Annotated in this window: 14 protein-coding genes and 1 riboswitch; of the genes, 4 read left to right on the top strand and 10 right to left on the bottom strand. The window is 41.1% G+C overall.

The genetic code is table 11. The features are described from left to right. Positions 1-625: 625 nt before the first annotated feature. Entirely contained in the window at positions 626-2,503 is a 1,878-nt protein-coding gene (locus B9T23_RS04545; RefSeq protein WP_086193178.1) for an AAA family ATPase, read from the top strand. A 79-nt stretch (positions 2,504-2,582) separates the two neighbouring features. On the opposite strand, the gene uca is transcribed toward B9T23_RS04545, so the two are convergent. Genes uca through B9T23_RS04560 form a run of 3 tightly spaced genes read right to left on the bottom strand, consistent with a single transcriptional unit; the run spans position 2,583 to position 7,621 of the window. Further along, positions 2,583-6,194: an urea carboxylase gene (gene uca, locus B9T23_RS04550; RefSeq protein ID WP_086193361.1), complete on the bottom strand. Its 3,612-nt coding sequence runs from the start codon at positions 6,192-6,194 to the stop codon at positions 2,583-2,585. A gap of 16 nt (positions 6,195-6,210) precedes the next feature. Then, a complete protein-coding gene (locus B9T23_RS04555; RefSeq protein ID WP_086193179.1) occupies positions 6,211-6,864 on the bottom strand; it encodes an urea amidolyase associated protein UAAP2 in 654 nt (217 codons plus the stop codon). 16 nt (positions 6,865-6,880) lie between these two features. Then, positions 6,881-7,621, bottom strand: coding sequence for an urea amidolyase associated protein UAAP1 (locus B9T23_RS04560; RefSeq protein WP_086193180.1), 741 nt, complete (start codon positions 7,619-7,621; stop codon positions 6,881-6,883). Between the two features lie 28 nt (positions 7,622-7,649). Next, a riboswitch (guanidine-I (ykkC/yxkD leader) is annotated at positions 7,650-7,761 on the bottom strand. Between the two features lie 318 nt (positions 7,762-8,079). Between B9T23_RS04560 and B9T23_RS04565 the strand changes: the two genes are divergently transcribed. Beyond that, positions 8,080-8,469: a hypothetical protein gene (locus tag B9T23_RS04565; RefSeq protein ID WP_067723509.1), complete on the top strand. Its 390-nt coding sequence runs from the start codon at positions 8,080-8,082 to the stop codon at positions 8,467-8,469. A 150-nt stretch (positions 8,470-8,619) separates the two neighbouring features. Next, positions 8,620-9,069 (top strand): universal stress protein, encoded by a 450-nt coding sequence (locus B9T23_RS04570; RefSeq protein WP_067723511.1) that lies wholly within the window; start codon positions 8,620-8,622, stop codon positions 9,067-9,069. A 175-nt stretch (positions 9,070-9,244) separates the two neighbouring features. Here B9T23_RS04570 and B9T23_RS04575 read toward each other — a convergent pair whose 3' ends face one another. The 7 genes from B9T23_RS04575 to B9T23_RS04605 all read right to left on the bottom strand — a co-directional run bounded on the left by B9T23_RS04575 (position 9,245) and on the right by B9T23_RS04605 (position 17,706). After that, complete coding sequence (locus B9T23_RS04575; RefSeq protein ID WP_086193181.1) at positions 9,245-10,618, bottom strand: amidohydrolase family protein; 1,374 nt, start codon at positions 10,616-10,618, stop codon at positions 9,245-9,247. A 49-nt stretch (positions 10,619-10,667) separates the two neighbouring features. Beyond that, positions 10,668-11,588: an ABC transporter permease gene (locus B9T23_RS04580; RefSeq protein WP_086193182.1), complete on the bottom strand. Its 921-nt coding sequence runs from the start codon at positions 11,586-11,588 to the stop codon at positions 10,668-10,670. Positions 11,589-11,621: 33 nt separating this feature from the next. After that, positions 11,622-12,716, bottom strand: a complete 1,095-nt coding sequence (locus B9T23_RS04585; RefSeq protein WP_086193183.1) for an ABC transporter permease — start codon at positions 12,714-12,716, stop codon at positions 11,622-11,624. Positions 12,717-12,755: 39 nt separating this feature from the next. Then, positions 12,756-14,357 (bottom strand): ABC transporter ATP-binding protein, encoded by a 1,602-nt coding sequence (locus B9T23_RS04590; RefSeq protein ID WP_086193184.1) that lies wholly within the window; start codon positions 14,355-14,357, stop codon positions 12,756-12,758. 123 nt (positions 14,358-14,480) lie between these two features. Next, positions 14,481-15,581, bottom strand: a complete 1,101-nt coding sequence (locus tag B9T23_RS04595) for a BMP family ABC transporter substrate-binding protein (protein WP_086193185.1) — start codon at positions 15,579-15,581, stop codon at positions 14,481-14,483. Positions 15,582-15,989: 408 nt separating this feature from the next. After that, positions 15,990-16,475 (bottom strand): nucleoside deaminase, encoded by a 486-nt coding sequence (locus tag B9T23_RS04600; protein ID WP_086193186.1) that lies wholly within the window; start codon positions 16,473-16,475, stop codon positions 15,990-15,992. A gap of 175 nt (positions 16,476-16,650) precedes the next feature. Beyond that, positions 16,651-17,706, bottom strand: coding sequence for an aromatic ring-hydroxylating oxygenase subunit alpha (locus tag B9T23_RS04605; protein WP_086193187.1), 1,056 nt, complete (start codon positions 17,704-17,706; stop codon positions 16,651-16,653). A gap of 280 nt (positions 17,707-17,986) precedes the next feature. Between B9T23_RS04605 and B9T23_RS04610 the strand changes: the two genes are divergently transcribed. Then, positions 17,987-18,919: a LysR family transcriptional regulator gene (locus tag B9T23_RS04610; RefSeq protein ID WP_086193188.1), complete on the top strand. Its 933-nt coding sequence runs from the start codon at positions 17,987-17,989 to the stop codon at positions 18,917-18,919. Positions 18,920-18,924 lie beyond the last annotated feature (5 nt).

The following is an 18,924-nucleotide window of genomic DNA, read 5'->3' on the forward strand; positions in this document are numbered from 1 at the left end:
TAAAGAAATGCAGAAAGCGTGCCAATTTTGGCTTTTATTATTTGGATGACAAACTCGGATAAAATGGCAAAAAAAAAAGCCCCACTGCGCTGAGATGGGGCTTGCTTGGAATTAAGCTGAGTTGATTGATTCACCGGCTTATTTCATTTTATTGCTCATGTGCTGTAATTTTTTTTATACATGACGGGTTAACCGATGATTGTAGTTGAGTGATCAAGTGAATTGCTCTCCTCTGTTTATGTGGTATATAAATAAAAGCAGAAAGCGTGCCAAAATATAAAATTAAGTGAATTAAGTCGCAATGGCATATAAAAAGCCCCACCGAAGCGGGGTCGGAAAGAACGAGAGATATTTAGCCCCCTTAAATATGCCTAAAAATTGTACTGTATTGCACCATTCAGGTTCACTCGTGCATCAAAGCGTGGCTGTGACAACAAAGTTGAAGCAACTCAAACAAATGTGATTGATGTAAACGCTTAAAATTTCCAAGATAAGAAAGACTTTCATGAGGCTGTTTTTATTAAACTGCAAAATTATAGATAGATACAATGATTCATAAGGTTTAAAAAATAAATTTTTTCTTATAAAATCATCAATATATAAACCATTAACAATGCAGAATTTGATGACAGAAAAATTATATTATTGGGCTGAAAATTTGGAAGGCTATACTTCAGATAATGATACTGAAAAAAATGACGATGAAGTGATAAAAATTAAAAGACTAAATTTCTTTATCGGTAAGAATAATGCTGGTAAAAGTAGGTTTTTAAGAAACTTATTTATTAGTAATTATCCAAGTGGATTCTATAATTTTCCAGAATTAGTAAAAAATTTAAAAATTCTGAAGCATCGTTTGCCTGAGTTAGAAAGGGAATTAGGATACAGCTCTAGCCTTTCAAATATAAATAATAACTACAAAGATTTAATTCGAGATTTAGAAGAAAGTAAGGTAAATCAGTTAGTATTTTTAAACTCTTCTATTAAAGGAAATTTAGAGCGAGATAGTAATATAGAAGAATTATTAAAGGACTATAGTCTTTTCGAAATAAACGATGAGCAAATTTCTAAAATTTCAGCAGTATTTCTAAGTCGATTTTATATACCTATTTTACGCGGTATGCGCCCTGTATCTGAACAGGAAAATAAACAACCCTATATCGAACGAGCCCAAAAAGATTATTTTTCTGATCCCAATAAATTTAATTCTAAAAATATTATCACAGGTGAATGTCTATATTACGAGCTTAAAATTCATCTCTTAGGTGAACCTGAGCAACGTGACCTCATTAAAAGTTATGAAGAAAAGTTAAGTCAGTATTTCTTTGATAATGAACCAGTTTCACTCATTCCTAAACACAATCAAGATGTTGTTAATATCAAAATTGGAAAGGATGCTCAACGTCCTATATTTGAATTAGGTGATGGTTTACAGCAAGCAATTATTTTGACTTATGAAGCATATATCAAAAGTAAAGACAAAAACGGAAATACAGAAACCCATGCATTTTTTATAGAAGAACCAGAACTTCATATGCATGCTGGTATGGTTCGTCAGCTTATGAATTTCTATTTGAATGAAACCGATCACTATTATTTCTTTACAACACACTCAAATCATTTACTCGATATGGCAGACGAATCAGATCAAGTCATGATTCAAAAATTTGTAAAACAGCCTAAACAAAATGATTCAAAAGAATTTGAGTTTAAAATTTACCGTTGTGACCGTGATCGTGACTTACTCGCTTCATTAGGAGTTCGCCCTTCTTCTGTATATTTAGCCAATTGCACAATTTGGGTAGAAGGTATTACAGATCGACTTTATATCACTAAATATATGGAAAAATATTTGGACGAATTAAAAAAATCAAATGAGGAGCTTTATAAAAAATACCGTCGATTTATGCCCAATTATCACTACACATTTGTGGAATATGCTGGAAGCAATTTAGTGCATTGGTGTTTTAGCGATGATTATGCAGATCATCTTAACGATAAAGGTTTGAGTGCTAAAGCTGTCGCAAGTGAGATGTTATTAATTGCTGATGGTGATATTCAAAGTAAAGCTGATCGTGTTCAGGTTTTAAAAATTGAGTTAAAAAAAGACAATTATCTGATTCTAGAATGTAAGGAAACAGAAAATACTTTACCAAAAAATTCTATTTTTAGAGTAGCTCAAAAAAGATTTATAAATATGAAAACTAAAACGAAACAAGGATTTAGTATAGAAAAATTAGATGACATAAGCGAGTTAGATTATTTTGATCATAAAGAATATGGAATAGGAAAACTATTAGACGATCAAATTCGGAATTCTAGAACTTCATCTGATAAAACTGCATTTGCTGATGGTAAAGGCGTAGGTACTATTAAATACAAATTGGATTTTTGCCGTGAAATCATCAAAGATTTCGACGATAACCCTGATTGGGAGCTTACACCAAAAGCTAAAGAATTATGTGAAAGGATTTTCAAACATATTGAAAGATGTAATTCATAAATTTTAATCTCCCCCTAACCCCTCTTTAATAAAGAGGGGAAATTCCCTCCTTTGAAAAAGGAGGGTTAGGGAGGATTCTTTAAGCCACTGGCGCCAAGGTAAACAACACCTGCCCCGTTTTCACCGTTTGTCCTTTCTCAATGGTAATGGCATCTACACGCATACGTTCAGGCGCAATAATTGGAATCTCAATTTTCATTGCTTCAATGACTGCCAAAGTTGCACCTTCTTCCACAATATCGCCAGAAGCACATTCAATTTTCCAGATGGAACCCGGCATGTGCGACTCAACGGCACAACCACCGTCAGGAATTACAACGCCTTCACCATCGTCCACAGCATCAAGGCTTTCAGTCATATATTCCGCCAAACCTGCTTCATGCCATCGACGGCGCTCCGCTTCAAAATTGGCTTGTTGGGTTTCTTTAAAGCTGTGAATGGTATCGCTATTGTCTTTTAAGAATTGATTGTATTCTTTCAGGTTCAATACACCATCTTCAATGCGAAGCTTTAAACGACCGGCTTTAAAGTCCTCACGCATCTGCATCAGTTCAGCTTCAGAGACTTCATAAAACTTGATTTGGTCAAAGAAACGTAACAGCCACGGCATGCCTTGTTCAAAGTCCGGATTTTTACGGTAGCGTGACCACATTTGCGTAGTACGACCGACAAATTGATAGCCCCCCGGACCTTCCATGCCATAAACACACATATAGGCACCGCCAATACCGACGGCATTTTCAGGTGTCCATGTACGCGCAGGGTTATATTTGGTGGTCACTAAACGCTGACACGGATCAAGTGGCGTGGCCACAGGTGCACCTAAATACACATCGCCCAAGCCCATCACCAAATAATTGGCGTTATAGACCACATTTTTCACCGCTTGTTTATCTTTCAAGCCATTAATACGGCGGATAAATTCGATATTGTCCGGACACCACGGCGCATCACTTCGTACCGTTTGTACATAACGCTCAGTCGCCAATTGGGTTTGTGAATCTTCCCAAGCCAGCGGTAAATACACGGTACGTGATGGTACTTCCATCTCAGTCACATCAGGCAATTCTACTTCTGCGACCTGCAACAGGCGCAATAAATCCAGTTGATCGAGTTTTAATGAGTCAAAATGGATTTGTAGCGAACGAATGCCCGGAGTTAGATCAATAATGCCGCTAATGTTTTGATCTTTTACCCATTGCATCAAGGCATGAATACGGAAACGTAAATTCAGATCCAGCACCAAATCGCCATATTCCACCAACATATAGTTGTTGCCGGCAGGACGATACACCACCTCAGGCGCACCGTCTTTGCCTTTTAAGGTATCCAATACGGCATTTTTTAATGTGCTGATTTCAGGATAGAACGATTCATCAAATGCGACTTGTGCAGTATCAGTTGCCTCTAACATCGCATGATATTTTTTATTCAAAATTTTGGCTTGGTGATAGCTGACTGGAACAAATTTGACTTTGTCACCGGCTTTTAATTGACCCAGTTTCCAAAGTTCAGAATTGATCACCACCGCAGGACACACAAACCCACCCAAACTTGGACCATCTGGCCCGAGAATAATCGGCATATCGCCCGTGAAGTCGATCGCGCCAATGGCATAGGCATTGTCATGAATATTGGATGGATGCAAACCTGCTTCACCGCCGTCTTCACGTGCCCATTCAGGTTTTGGCCCAATTAAACGGATACCGGTACGGCTTGAGTTAAAGTGAATCTCAAAGGTGTTGGCAAAAAAAGTATCAATGTCACGTTTGGTGAAGAAATCAGGTGCACCATGCGGGCCGTACATCACCGCAATTTCCCAATCATGGGAGAAGGCCGGAACTTGATCTTCCGCTAAAGCGACTGTTTCAATTGAACTATATGCTGTGATCGGCAACATATCGCCAATCAGTAAGTTACGCCCTGCATGCCCACCAAATTGACCTAAAGTGAAAGTCGCTTTAGAGCCTAAGTATTCAGGTACATTCAGACCGCTTTTAATGCCGATATAACTACGGCAACCGGTGGTGACTTTGCCACATTTTAAGACCTGACCTTTACGGACATTGACGGTTTGCCACATAGGTACAGTCACACCATCCAAAGTCGATGGCATATCACCACCGGTAATGACAATTTGGCTATCACAGTGGAATTTCAGACTTGGGCCTTGTAGCGTACATTCCAGACCTGCGGTATTGGATTCATTGCCTAAAAGTTGATTCGCCACATTTAACGATAACGGATCAATCGCACCCGATGGCGGTACACCGACATTCCAATAACCGAGTCGTCCGGTGACATCTTGCACAGCGGTTTGAATGCCGGCTTGCAAAACTTCAATCTTTTGGGTTTTCCATTCAAAGGTATTTAAAAAACGTGTTGTTTGCGTGCCTGCTTTAAATACTTCACCGGCAACAATATTTTGTAAATATTCAAGATTGGTTTCAATGCCCGCAACTTGAGTTTTCGCCAAAGTGTCTGTCATGGCTTGAATCGCGGATTCACGGGTCTCGCTTGTCACAATGATTTTGGCAATCATCGGGTCATAGAAAGATGACACATTGGAGCCTGTTTCCACCCATGTTTCATTACGTGCGTTGGCATCAAACTCAACAAAGGTCAGTAATCCCGCACTTGGCTGGAAGTTTTTAATCGGGTCTTCAGCATACAGACGTACCTGAATTGAATGACCTTTCGATTCCAATTTTTCTGTTGGTGCAGTCCACGTACCTGCGGCAAGTGTCACCATCCATTCCACCAAGTCCACGCCAAAGACTTGTTCAGTCACGCCGTGTTCGACTTGCAGACGGGTGTTTACTTCCAGGAAATAGAATTCCTGCGTGTCGGTGTCCATCACGAATTCAACTGTCCCTGCAGAACGGTAATTCACTGATTGCATCAATTGAATAGCCACGGATTGCAGATAATCACGTTGCGTATCATTCAGGTGCGGTGCCGGGGTTTCCTCAATCACCTTTTGGTTGCGGCGTTGCACCGAACAATCACGCTCACCCAGTGCCAAGACTTGCCCTTGACCATCACCAAAAATTTGCACTTCGATATGGCGTGCGTTTTGGACAAATTTTTCTAAATACAATCCAGAATCTTTAAAGTTGGCTTGAGCCAAATACGATACAGTGACATAAGCATCTTTCAGTTCGGCTTCATTCCAGACCAAACGCATACCGATCCCACCACCGCCTGCGGTACTTTTCAGCATCAGCGGGTAGCCAATACGCGCAGCTTCCGTTAATGCTTCTGCCTCGTCTGTAAGTAAGTGACTTCCCGGAAGTAATGGTACATTGCTTTGAATCGCCAGTTCACGCGCGGTATGTTTTAAACCAAATTCACGCATTTGTTGTGAAGTTGGGCCAATAAAGGCAATACCTGCAGCTTCACACAAGTCGCAAAATTCAGCATTTTCAGACAAAAAGCCATAACCGGGATGAATCGCCTGTGCACCGGTCTGTTTCGCCACTTCTAAAATTTTATCGACATCTAAATAGCTTTCGCTGGCAGGTGCCTCACCAATGTAAACGGCTTCATCCGCTAAAGTGACATGCAATGAATCACGATCGGCTTCGGAATAAACGGCAACGGATTGAATGCCCAGTTTTTTTAAACTCAGAATGACACGGCAAGCGATGGCACCGCGGTTGGCAATTAAAACTTTAGTCAATTTAGGCATATTATTATTTTTCATTTTAGGCTTCCTCGCCTTCACGAACCACCAATTGGATTTGCGTCGGGTTGTAGGCATTACATGGGTTATTTAGTTGTGGACAGTTTGAGATCAGCACGATCAAATCCATTTCCGCTTGAATTTCGACGTATTTTCCCGGTGCAGAAATACCATCTTCAAATTTAAGCGCACCTTCTGCCGTCACCGGTACATTCATAAAGAAATTGATGTTCGGTCCAATATGACGCACGTTTAAGCCATGTTTTTGCGCGATGGGATGCTTTGCGAGTGCATACATAAAGTTATTACGGCAACTGTGCATCGGGTACTTGTCATGCGCATAACGTACGGTATTGCTTTCACATGAACATGCACCGCCTAAAGTGTCATGGCGACCGCAGTTATCATCATGAATGATGGCCATCGGACGACCAACATTGCTGTATAAGGTTGTGCCTTTTTCTAGATAAATATATTTGTTAATGACCAAAGTATCGGTTGCACTGTAGCGCTCTTCTGGATTTTCTGCAGATATGAATAAGGTATCTACCGCCTGGTTACCTTCAAGGTCGATAATGCGGAAATACTGGCCCTTTTTGACTTCGCACATCCATGCTTCACCAGCAGGACAGACTTCACTTAATACTGTTTTTTCAAAATTTTGTAGTACCGTCATGATGCTTCTCCTGATTTTAGATGCTGCTTAGGGCGTAGTAACGGGCATTGTTTGCAAATGCACGCTGATTTTGTGGACAAGCATCACGACAAATATCGCTTTCACTTAAAGAATTGGCTTTGAATAAAGACAATTGAATATCTGCAGGACTGTAGCTCTCAGTTGGATCTAAACCGTGTGGTGCGGCTGACAGGAACACCAGACAGTCCATTTCAAAACGCAGTTCTACGATCTGATCACTGTTATCTGCACTTACATAAGACAACTTGCCTGTATCATCTGGGGCAACTTTAGAGAAAAGATTCACTGTGGCACTGAGATCGGTTTGACCTAAGGAAAATTTCGCCATTTCCACCAATAAACCATCCATACCACTTTGGTACATCTCATTGCGGGCATCTTGAAATGTACGTGTCCCAAATTGTTTTTCAATTTGTTCGGTACGACTTGCACCGCAAAGTGTGTCATTCCAACCATGATTATCAGTAACAATAGAGGCCATGACACGTCCCAAATCTGAATACAGCACATTGCCCGTGCTTAAAAATGCAGTGTGTTGACCTTTTAGGCTGTCTGGCATGTTAAAGCGTTCAAGCTTGTCATCAGCATTGACGCAGAACAGCGATACATTGGCATTTGCACCAAGTGCCTTAAATTGCAGCACAGCACCTTTTTGAATACGTCCAGACCAATGATGCCCTCCCGGCAAAACTTCAGTCCAGAGTATTTGATTATTATGATAGTTGCTTAAGCCCATTGCGGTTACCTCTTCGGTTGTTGGCATGACCTCCCGGGCTTTTATCCCTCCGTGTAGTTCTTGCGAACCGTGAACTCTCGGTCTCAGACATAGCATTTTCTAAATTTAGAAAATGTACCGGAACCCTAGATCACTTTTTTCATGTCATACATAAAGCAAAGGCTGTGCCAATTTAGTAATACGTTTTTTAGTTTTAGTGATACTATTTTGCTTCAAAAACAGTGCATTTAAGATAGTTGTTAAAATGAATGCACCAGAATTAGTCAATTTATAGAGTTTATAAGGCTTAATACTTTTTATATTCTTGGTTTTTAGGGGGCTATTGATAATATTTATGATTACTTTCCCTCTATATCGGTTTGAACAAAATTTCGATTCGTCTGATTTTCTAATGTTGTAGTTGTGTAAATTTTGACTGTATGGTTAGATCATTAAAAAAATAATAAGGAATAAAAAAAATGAAATTCCATTTGCTCGTTGTTTATATGGCTTTGACTTGTAATTTTGCTCATGCAGCACAATGCTTATCAACAAGTGAATCAAAAGCATTAAATAATATTTATCAAAACTCGAGTGAATTTTATCGCCATGTCAAACTCGATTGTCAGTCTACTGATGAAATAGTTCAAAAAAACTGTGCCTCTCCCGAACATAAAAAAATATTAGAAATATATCTTAGGACTGCAATTTATGATTATGAAAATACGCATGGAGAAACATTAACCGGTAAACCCTATAAACGTGAATATCATTCTGCTTTCAAAGAAGTAACCCATAGTTTTGATAGTTGTGACGATTTAAAAAAATCTTTGAAATATTTCTTATCTACGTCTATCTGGGCGGATTGATCAGTATTTAAAGTATTCTCCTAAATGCTTTCGCAAGATAACAGAACTAAAAGATGTATTTTTATCCTTTTTTATCACTGTACTCTAGCTATGTTAATCTTTGGGTAGATTTTGAATTGATAAAGAATCCTGAAACAAGAGGAACGTATCATGGGTTACCAACACATATTACTGGCTGTTGATGATTCCCCTATTGCCATTGCTGCAGCTGATCAGACCATTCTTTTAGCCAAAGCATTAGGTAGTAAAGTAACCATAGCGAGCGTTGTCGTGATAGATCCTTTAACCAGTGTCAGTTTTTATAAAAGTGTACCTGGAATAACGGATTATTATATGGAAGCAAAAGCGCATGCTAAAAACATTTTGGCTGAGTTAGGACTGAAATTTACCAATCTAGGTATTGAAACCCATACAAAACTTCTCAGTGGTCAATCCCCAAGTGAAGCCATCACCAAACTTGCTGATGAATTAAATGTTGATTTAATCGTCGTCGGTTCTCATGGGCGTACCGGTTTTAAAAAAGCTTTTCTCGGCAGTATGGCACAAGAGATTTTGACCTCAAGCCATGTACCGGTACTCGTGGTAAAACACACAAAATAATTATGGATGAGCAATAAATTAGCCCACTTTTTAGTGGGCTAATTTGTCTTATAATTTTCTATAAAAATAGTTATAAAAGTAATTAAAAATGTTTAAAAAAACCGATTTATACAAAATAGATTTTCCATATTAGGTCATCCAGTAGCTTGATTGAGCAATTCAGCTTAATAAAAACTTAGGATTTTTCACGCTGTAATTCATTGATGGCTTGACCTTGCTTGGCAAACCACTGATCACGACGTTCAAACAAACGCGGTGCAGCTTGATTGACTTGATCAATCAGTGCCTGTAAATCGGCATGCACCAAGCGACCATTTTCCACCACGACTTGTCCTGCGACCATAGTCATCAACACATCTTGTCCTTGTACCGCATGGACCAGATTGGTATGTAAGTTAAATAAACGACCTTGATCAATCAATGGTGTCATACGTGGGGTATCAATCTTCACTGCAATCATGTCCGCCTGTTTGCCGACTTCTAGCGAACCGATTTCATGTTGCATGCCCAAAGCCCTTGCCCCTGTAAGCGTCGCCATTTGACATACCGACCAAGCATCCAGTGCAGCAGCATCGAGGTTCGAGAATTTAGCCAATAACGAGGCGGTTTTCATTTCTTCAAACATATCCAAGTTATTATTTTCTTTTTCGCCATCAGTGCCTAAACCCACCGCAACACCTTGGCGCAGCATTTCAACGATAGGCGCGGCACCAGATGCCAATTTCATATTGGAAATCGGGTTATGTGCCACACCAACTGCGTGTTGTTTTAAAATTTGAATTTCTCTGGCATCTGCCCAGACACAATGCGCCAATAAGGTTTTGGGTACATCGAACAAGCCCAATTTTTGTAAACTTTCAATTGGGCGAATGCCAGAACGACGTAAGTTTTCTTGTACATCAAATTGACTTTCGTTGCTGTGGGTGTGAAAGCCGGTTTGATAATCATGACACAACTTTTCAATGCGCGTCAGTGCCGAAGTTTCTGCATAAAACAGGTGTTCCAAACCAACCCAGACTTGAATTCGCCCATTGGCGTGCTTATGCCAACGATTGATTAAGGCTTCATTACTTTTTAAGGTTTCAAAATAATGGTGATCTGGATGCTCCGCAACATAGGGCACAAGAACTGCACGAATCCCCAAGTCTTTTGCCGCCTCGGCACTGCCATCCATATAACGCCACATATCGACAATGGTGGTTGTGCCCGATAAAAGTGCCTCTGCATAGCACAAATAAGAGGCAATCTTGGCATCTTCAGGACTAAGTACGCGGTGCATTGGGTCAATAAACTGTTGTAACCAATCCCAAACCGGTAAGCCTTCTGCCGTACCGCGCAATAAGCCAGAATGACAATGGGTATTGATCAAGCCCGGCATCAGTAGGGTCTGTGGATAATGCTCAATGAGCACCTCGGGATAGTGCTGGGTTAACTGTGCCAATAAACCCACGGCTTTAATTTTGTCGCCATCAATCAGGACAGCGCCATTTTTAATGCATTCATTCTGCGCATTCATGGTCAGGACATAGGCAGCTGTTAAAATTTTCATCATTTCCACTCAAATTTATTTCGTTTTATTGATTTATTAATTCATGTACTTAGGGCACAAAGGTTTTTCCCAAAGAGGCAGGTAAATTCATTTTCAGTAATTTTTTATCTCGTGAAATCATCACCAACACCACAATCGTGGCTAAATACGGCAATGCGGCAAGCAACTCATTCGGCACATTGATGCCCAAGGCTTGCGCGTGAAATTGCAAAATGGTCACGCCGCCAAACAGGTACGCACCAAGCATTAAACGGGTTGGTTTCCACACCGCAAACACCACCAAGGCAATGGCAATCCAGCCCCGTCCGGCAACCATATTTTCAATCCACATCGGGGTATAGACCGTCGATAAAAATGCCCCACCAATACCCGCCATCATGCCGCCAAAAAGAACTGCGCCATAACGAATCGCCAACACGTGATAACCCATGGCATGCGCACTTTCCGGTGATTCACCGACTGCTTTAAGCAGTAAACCCAAGCGGGTTTTAGCCAAGACAAACCATACGGCAAAAAATGCAAAAATCGACAGATACACCACATAGTTTTGTTGGAATAAAATCGGGCCAAGTACCGGAATATCAGCCAGCAGTGGAATATTAAAATTGGCTAGACCCGGTAACGCAGTGCTGACATAGTTTTGCCCCAAAAATGCGGAAATCCCCAAACCAAAAATAGTTAAAGCCAGACCGCAAGCCGATTGGTTGGTGCTTAACGACAGGGTGAAAAAGGCGAATATTAGTGCCATTAACATACCTGCTAAACCACCGATCAGCAGCGCGCTAAACACGCTGGCGTCATACTGTGCAGCGAAGGCAAAACCGGCAATGGCACCCACCAGCATCATGCCTTCGACGCCCAAATTAATTACACCGCTACGCTGCGTGACCAATTCCCCCAAACCGGCAAAAATCAGCGGCGTTGCTGCAGCAACAGTACCTGCAAGTATTGCGGTTAATTCTAAAGCCATATCATGCTTCCTTTTACTGTAGACAACATTGGGTTAAGGACTGGTCACTGCGACTGGCTCAGGCGGCACAGTTTTTTTGGCAAAACGATAACGGTTTTCAATCAGCGCGTCAGAAGCCAACAGGAAAAACAACAATAAGCCTTGGAAAATGCCGGTAATGGCCACCGGTAGTTGCAGTTGCATTTGCGCCATTTCCCCGCCCAAATAAATCAGCGCCATAAAGCAGCCCGACAGCACAATGCCAATCGGATTCAGACGACCCAAATACGCCACAATGATGGCTGCATAGCCATAACCCGGCGATAGATTCGGATTCAGTTGACCAATCGGGCCAGCGACTTCACAAATACCGGCAATGCCTGCCATGGTGCCGGAAATCACCAAACTCATCCAAATGGCTTTTGAGGATGAAAAACCGGCATATTTTGCCGCCAAAGGTGCCTGACCACTGACTTCCAATTTATAAGCCGTCAGACTTTTACACATAAACACCCAAAACAGCACTACGGCAAAAAGCGTGATAAAAAGTGACGCGTTAATGCGGGTTCCTTCCATAATCAACGGCAGCGTGGCACTGTCATTAAACATCACTGATTGTGGAAAATTCATACCATCGGGATCACGCCACGGTCCATTGACCAAGTACAGCAGCACAAACAGCGCGACATAGTTCATCATTAAAGTGGTCAGGGTTTCTTCGGCATTAAAATGGGTTTTCAGCAAGGCTGGAATCGCGCCCCATAATGCCCCGCCTAGCGCCCCCATCAATACCATCGAGGGTAAAATCCACCCGCCCATTTGATCGTGGAATAAAATGGCAATACCACCGCCAAAAATTGCGCCCATGGTGAGCTGACCTTCGGCACCAATATTAAATAATTTGGCCCGAAAGCCCACCGCCAGACCCAAGGCAATTAAGATCAATGGACCGGCTTTGACCGCCAATTCGCTCCATCCATACCCAGATGCCAGTGGTTCAATAAAAAAGATGTACATGGCTTTGGCAGGATCGACGCCCAACATTAAAAATAAAATGCTGCCGACAATCAGCATGGCCACAAGTGCAATCACAGGAGAAAGCCACTTCATCATTTTAGATGGATGTTCACGCGGTTCTAATAAATGCATTGCATCCTCCTGTAGACATAAATAGAGACTAAAAGCGTGTTAAGCATGAATTTGCTCCTCTACGCTTTGTTCTGCTGTCAGCGGGCGATGGATTCCCGACATCAACATCCCGATATTTTCTGCATTGGTCTCATCGGTGTTGACCGGTTCAGATAACTCGCCATTGGCTAACACGCACAGCCGGTCACTCATTTCAAACAGTTCTTCCAGTTCTTCTGAAATCACCAAAATGGCAACGCCCTGACGTGATAAATCAATCAGGGTTTGTCGGATAAACATCGAGGCGCCAACATCCACGCCCCATGTCGGCTGCGCCACAATCAGGATTTTTGGATTTTGCAGAATTTCACGACCGACAATAAATTTTTGTAAATTCCCGCCAGATAAAGAACGTGCTTCCGCATCACTGCCACTGGCTTTGACGCCAAATTTTTCGATACATTGCTCGGCAAAGGTTTTGCATTGGGCAAATTTAATCAATCCCCAACGGGTGAATCCTTGGCGAAAAGCCGTCAGTAAGGCATTTTGTGACAGGGTCATATTCGGTACTGCACCACGGCCCAAACGTTCTTCAGGGACAAAGCCCAGTCCTAGGTCGCGGCGCTGCCCGGCGCTTAGGCTTGAAATATCCTGCTGTGCTAAACGGATTTTGCCTGTTTTCAGCCGCTGTTCACCGGACAGCAAAGACAGCAGTTCTGCTTGACCATTACCCGAAATACCGGCAATACCGACAATTTCGCCGGCCTGAATGCTTAAATTGATATTTTTCAGCGATACGCCAAATGGGTCATCGGACTGGTAATCCAGATTTTCAACTTGGAATAACAACTGCTCTGTCCCATGATATTCTTGGCGGACATAGCTCGGTAAATCACGGCCAATCATCAAGCGCGCTAAATCACTGGTGCTATTGTCTTTGGGATCGATATTTCCGGTGACACGACCATTACGCAAAATGGTCGCTTCATCACAGAGTTCTTTAATTTCATGCAGTTTGTGGCTGATATATAAAATCGAAACACCTTGGGATGCCAATAAACGCAAGGTTTTAAACAGTTGACGTACCGCTTGTGGTGTCAATACCGACGTTGGTTCATCTAGAATAATTAAAGCGGGGTTTTGTAATAGACAACGAATAATCTCTACACGCTGACGCTCACCCACAGACAAGGAATACACCTCACGTCGTGGATCGACCGGTAAACCGTATTGTTCAGAGACTTCAATAATTTTTTGACTGAGCACGGCTAAATCAATTTTTTTATCTAAACCCAGTGAAATATTTTCCACCACAGTGAGGGTTTCAAACAAAGAAAAATGCTGATAGACCATGCCAATACCAAGTTTTCTCGCCATTGATGGACTATCAATTCTGACTTCTTTACCGTTCCAGAGCATTTGTCCCTGATTGGCTTTAGTCGCGCCATAAATGATTTTCATCAGGGTACTTTTTCCGGCACCATTTTCACCCAAGATGGCGTGAATTTTTCCGGGTTGAACGGTTAAATGTATCTGGTCATTCGCTTTCAATGAATTGTAACTTTTACAGATATTGATCAGCTGTAAACGCGCTACACTCGAAGCAGATCCTGTGTTCATCTCTCGCGTATGAGCAGATATATCGTGTGGAGGAGTCATCATAGGCACTCTATTTAATGCTGCGATATGGGGCATCCACCTGAAGTGCGTTATGCATTCAGATGGATGGGAAATAAAATCAATCGCGTTAATTCAAGGTCATTTAATTGCTGAATCTCGACCCCGTTACTTCGGTAAAGCCCCTTCTACACCTTTAACGTAATAGTTCATTTTGCTTAAAGCCGCATCATCTAATGATTTGCCTTTAGCCAAGACCAATGCACCATCCTGTTTATAAATTGGACCAGCAAATGGATGTAATGTGCCTTTTAAAATCGCATCACGCACACCGAGTGCTTTGGTTTTTGCTTCTGCCGGTACTGATGGGCCGAAGCTTTCAATATCGACGGCTTTTTGTTTTACGCCATACCACATTGAATTGGGTTTCCAGGTTTTATTACTGACTTGCGTCATTACAGGGGTATAAATTTTTTCCCAATGTAAAACCGAGGCTGCAAGATGGGCTTTAGGTCCAAATTTGCTCATGTCGGAATCCCAACCAAAGGCAAAGACGCCTTTTTGTTCTGCTGCTTGTACCACAGCTGGAGAATCCGTATTTTGCATCAGTACATCGGCACCTTGAGCAATCAATGCCAATGCTGCATCACGTTCTTTGCCCGGGTTAAACCATGAACTCACCCAAATCACTTTGGTTTTAATTTTAGGATTTACACTTTGTGCACCCAAGGTATAGGCATTGATGTTGCGTACCACTTCAGGGATCGGGAAAGAGCCAACCACCCCTAATACATTGTTTTTGGTTTTTTGACCGGCGACCACACCGAGCATATAAGCACCTTCATAGGTACGTACGTCATATACCCCTAAATTTTTCCCCTGCTTATAACCCGTTGCATGCATAAACACCGTATTTGGAAATTGCTTAGATACCTTTTCCATCGCATTCATATAACCGAACGAGGTTGCAAAAATCACTTTGTTGCCTTGCTGCGCCAAGTTACGGATCACACGTTCAGCATCTGCCGTTTCCGGTACATTTTCGATATAGGAGGTTTTATATTTTCCAGCGAGTGCTTTTTCAGTTTTAATACGCCCCTGGTCATGAGAATAGGTCCAGCCATGGTCACTGGTTGGACCAATATAAACAAACGCGGCTTTATCTTCAGCCTGAGCATTCCCCATTGCTGCCATGCCCACTACACCGCTTGCTAGCAATGCGCCCACTAATTTTTTAAACCCTGTTTTCAATGCGTTTTTTTCTTTCATTATGTTCTGCTCTTGCTGTTCTCTGTGTTCGCTGACACACGCCTTAAAAATGGCTTCACTCGAATGAGCTCAGTCTGTTCAATATATAAATAGCAATAACTATTCCAACTTTTGAAAAAAATAATAAATAGATGCTGTTTAAATAAAATATTTTTGTTTTAAACCTTAAATGAAGCATTTTTATATTAAATTTATAGATCTTTATTTTATATTTTGCATTTAATTAAAAAACATAAATTATTTTAAAACAGATTTATTCTAATTATGCTTATCATTGGTGCATTTAAATAAAATGCATTAAATGTGAGCATTTAATATATAATTTCAATGTTGCGTGACAAGACCCAAATATTAAAAATCCCTCTGTATGAACAGAAGGATAAGATAATGCAGATGGATTAAAATAATTTAGCGTTCTGTCCAGAATGCCTGTTGTAATGCCGCTGTTTCTTCTTCAATTTCTGCAACTGGACCAATCAAATCAATATTTTTCTGACCATGTTCAAAGACATAAGCAGATGACACACTCATGGTCGGATTTTCCTGATGATTTCCCGTACATTCTAATAACCGTTGTTCGGTCATGCCATAAACCACGCGGCCAATATTGGCCCAATAAATCGTCCCGGCGCACATGCAGCAAGGCTCTACCGCAGTATACAAGGTACATTGCCATAAATATTCTGCTGGATAATTACTGGCGGCAACACGTGCCAAGGTTGACTCGGCATGATTTACCGTATCAATATTACACTGGGTTAACAGCACGGTTTGATGATCCGGTCCCACCAATACTGCGCCAAAAGGGTGATGCCCCAAAGCCATCGCCCTTCGTCCCACCTCATTGGATAAGGTTAAAAACTGGATGATTTGGGCTTGATTGGGTCGATCCATTTTATTCATTTTCCTATACTGTTTTCATTCTGAAGTTATTATTAAATAAATAATTTAAAATAAGCATGAACTTTAAAATAAAATAAATATAAAAACCATTATTATAAAATACAGCATTATAAAATTTAGTATTTATATTTTAAGCTTTACTTTATATTGATTAAATTAAAACAGATTAAACAATATAACGTTTACTTAGCCCCCACTCGGCTAATATTCGGCGATAAGTCGTTGACGAGCGATCTGCTTCAAAATGCGCTTCCATTGAAATATCAAGGGGTAACTCTTCGGGTTTTTGACTTTCCACCATGTCCTGATCTTCGGCAAAAATTTGTGCATTAAAGTCATACACGGCTTGTAAATCACCGGTGGTATCGAAGTTGCGTGTCAGCGGCACGAATAAACGGGTTTTATTATGTGAAACTGGACAACAGGCATTGAGGATTTTTAACAGCCCTTGTTCAGGAAAATGTACCGTCAACACCGCAGAAAATGGCGGATAGACATCAAATACCCGTTTCCACAAGAAACCTTCCGGCGCCAAATGTTGCATACCATGCGGATAGTTGCTGACATCACTGAGATATTCGGTATGTAAGCCATACTCGGTCCGTTCTGTTGAATATTTGGGCACCACCTGATTTTCACGATCTGCAAATGAACCTTGATGTACCCAAGCGAAATGCGCAACATCAATAAAACCTTCCAGCTGACGACCACTGGAGCCGCCAATATCAACAAACGGCGGTAAGATCGATTGGTGCCCTGCAGTATCCCAGGTCTCCAGTTCAGGAAAATTGGCTTTCGATTCGTCACGGCTAAAAATACTGGTCCAAATCAAACCGTATTTTTCGACTACCGGAAATTTAGTCAAGGAAAATCGTTCAGAAATCTTGGTCAGTTCAGGTTGCGCCGGAATTTTGATGCATCGCCCTTCAGCATTGTAATGCAGGCCATGATAGGGACAGACAATATTTTCACCCGCTACCCAGCCTTTGGTCAAAGGGACACCGCGGTGTGGGCAGATATCACGAACCAGTTGAATAGCACCACTTTCTGTTTTATATAGTGCAAGCTTGACATCAAGCAGCATCACTTGTTGCGGTTGGGTCGAAACGTCCTGAATACGTGCAACCGGATACCAATGATGTGCCAGAATGTCCCAGTCCTGATCATCAAACTGGCTATAACAGGGCTTGTTGAATAAATTGGTGACTGGAATTGCGTTCATATCAAACCTATATCATTGCTTTATGTCATATCTTTTTACAGGCCTTAAAATTTGCATTTTCATGTAATTTTGGCTTTGCTTATCATTGAAATTACTTAATTTTTTATCATTCTGTCTATTAGAATGTTTCGTATAAATCATTCTAAAAATTAGAACACTTCAATTGGTGTGTGAATGTATTTATATATAGAACATCATCATTTGGCATAAAACTCGCATAAGAACGCTTATCTAAAATGTTGATATAAATAAAAGTTGGTTCCAAGCTTTGACTAAATTGATGAATACGCCTTTTTCCCGATTTTCAGAATATTTTATAGCTGTGGCGAAAACGGGCAGTTTACGCAAAGCCGCGGATCAATTATTTATTTCCGTGTCTGCGGTACATCGGCAAATTGCTTTGGCTGAAGAAGAGCTGGGCATTATTTTGTTTGAGCGTTTGCCGAGCGGCTTAAAACTAACCCTTGCCGGTGAATTACTCTATGCCGATGTCTTGAAATGGCAAAAAGAATTCCAGCAAACCCGAATCCGTTTTGATGAAATTCAGGGGCTTACCCGTGGAACCATCGAGTTTGGTTTAATCTCTGCCTTAAGTGATGGTTTTGTCATGCAATCGGTGCAATATATGTATCAAAACTATCCATGGATCAATTTTAATATTCGGGTCGCAGACAGTGAGATTATCGCCAGGAAGATCATCGATGCAGAACTGGATTTTGGTTTAATCTTGAATCCCAAAGCACATCAACACCTTGAAGTGGTGCATTTTTTAGAATTACCTTTAGGTTTTGTGATGGGAAAATCACATCCACTTGCAGAAGTCGAAAAGATTTATTTTTCAGATACCTTAAATGACAACCATTTTATTCCCGCAGAACCCTTGATTATTCATGACTATGTGCAAGCCATGTATAAACATCATAAATTTACACCCGCACGTAAAACTGAATCGAATGATATTCGCTTAATGAATAACTTAATCAAAGCCAATACCGGCATCGGAATTTTAAGTTATTTGGACGTTTTTCCTGAGCTTGAACGTGATGAATTAGTATTTAAACCGATTCTAGAAAAAGGTCTGCATCCACTGACCATTGCTCTATGTGTTGCGCCGAAACGACAAATTTCACGTGTTTCCCAGCTGATGATTAAAAATATTATTGAACAAATGGAAGACTTAAAAACCAAGGTTAAAGATGTTTTCTGTGCCTAAACCCG

The sequence above is a fragment of the Acinetobacter terrae genome, assembly GCF_002135195.1.
Lineage (GTDB): Bacteria > Pseudomonadota > Gammaproteobacteria > Pseudomonadales > Moraxellaceae > Acinetobacter > Acinetobacter terrae.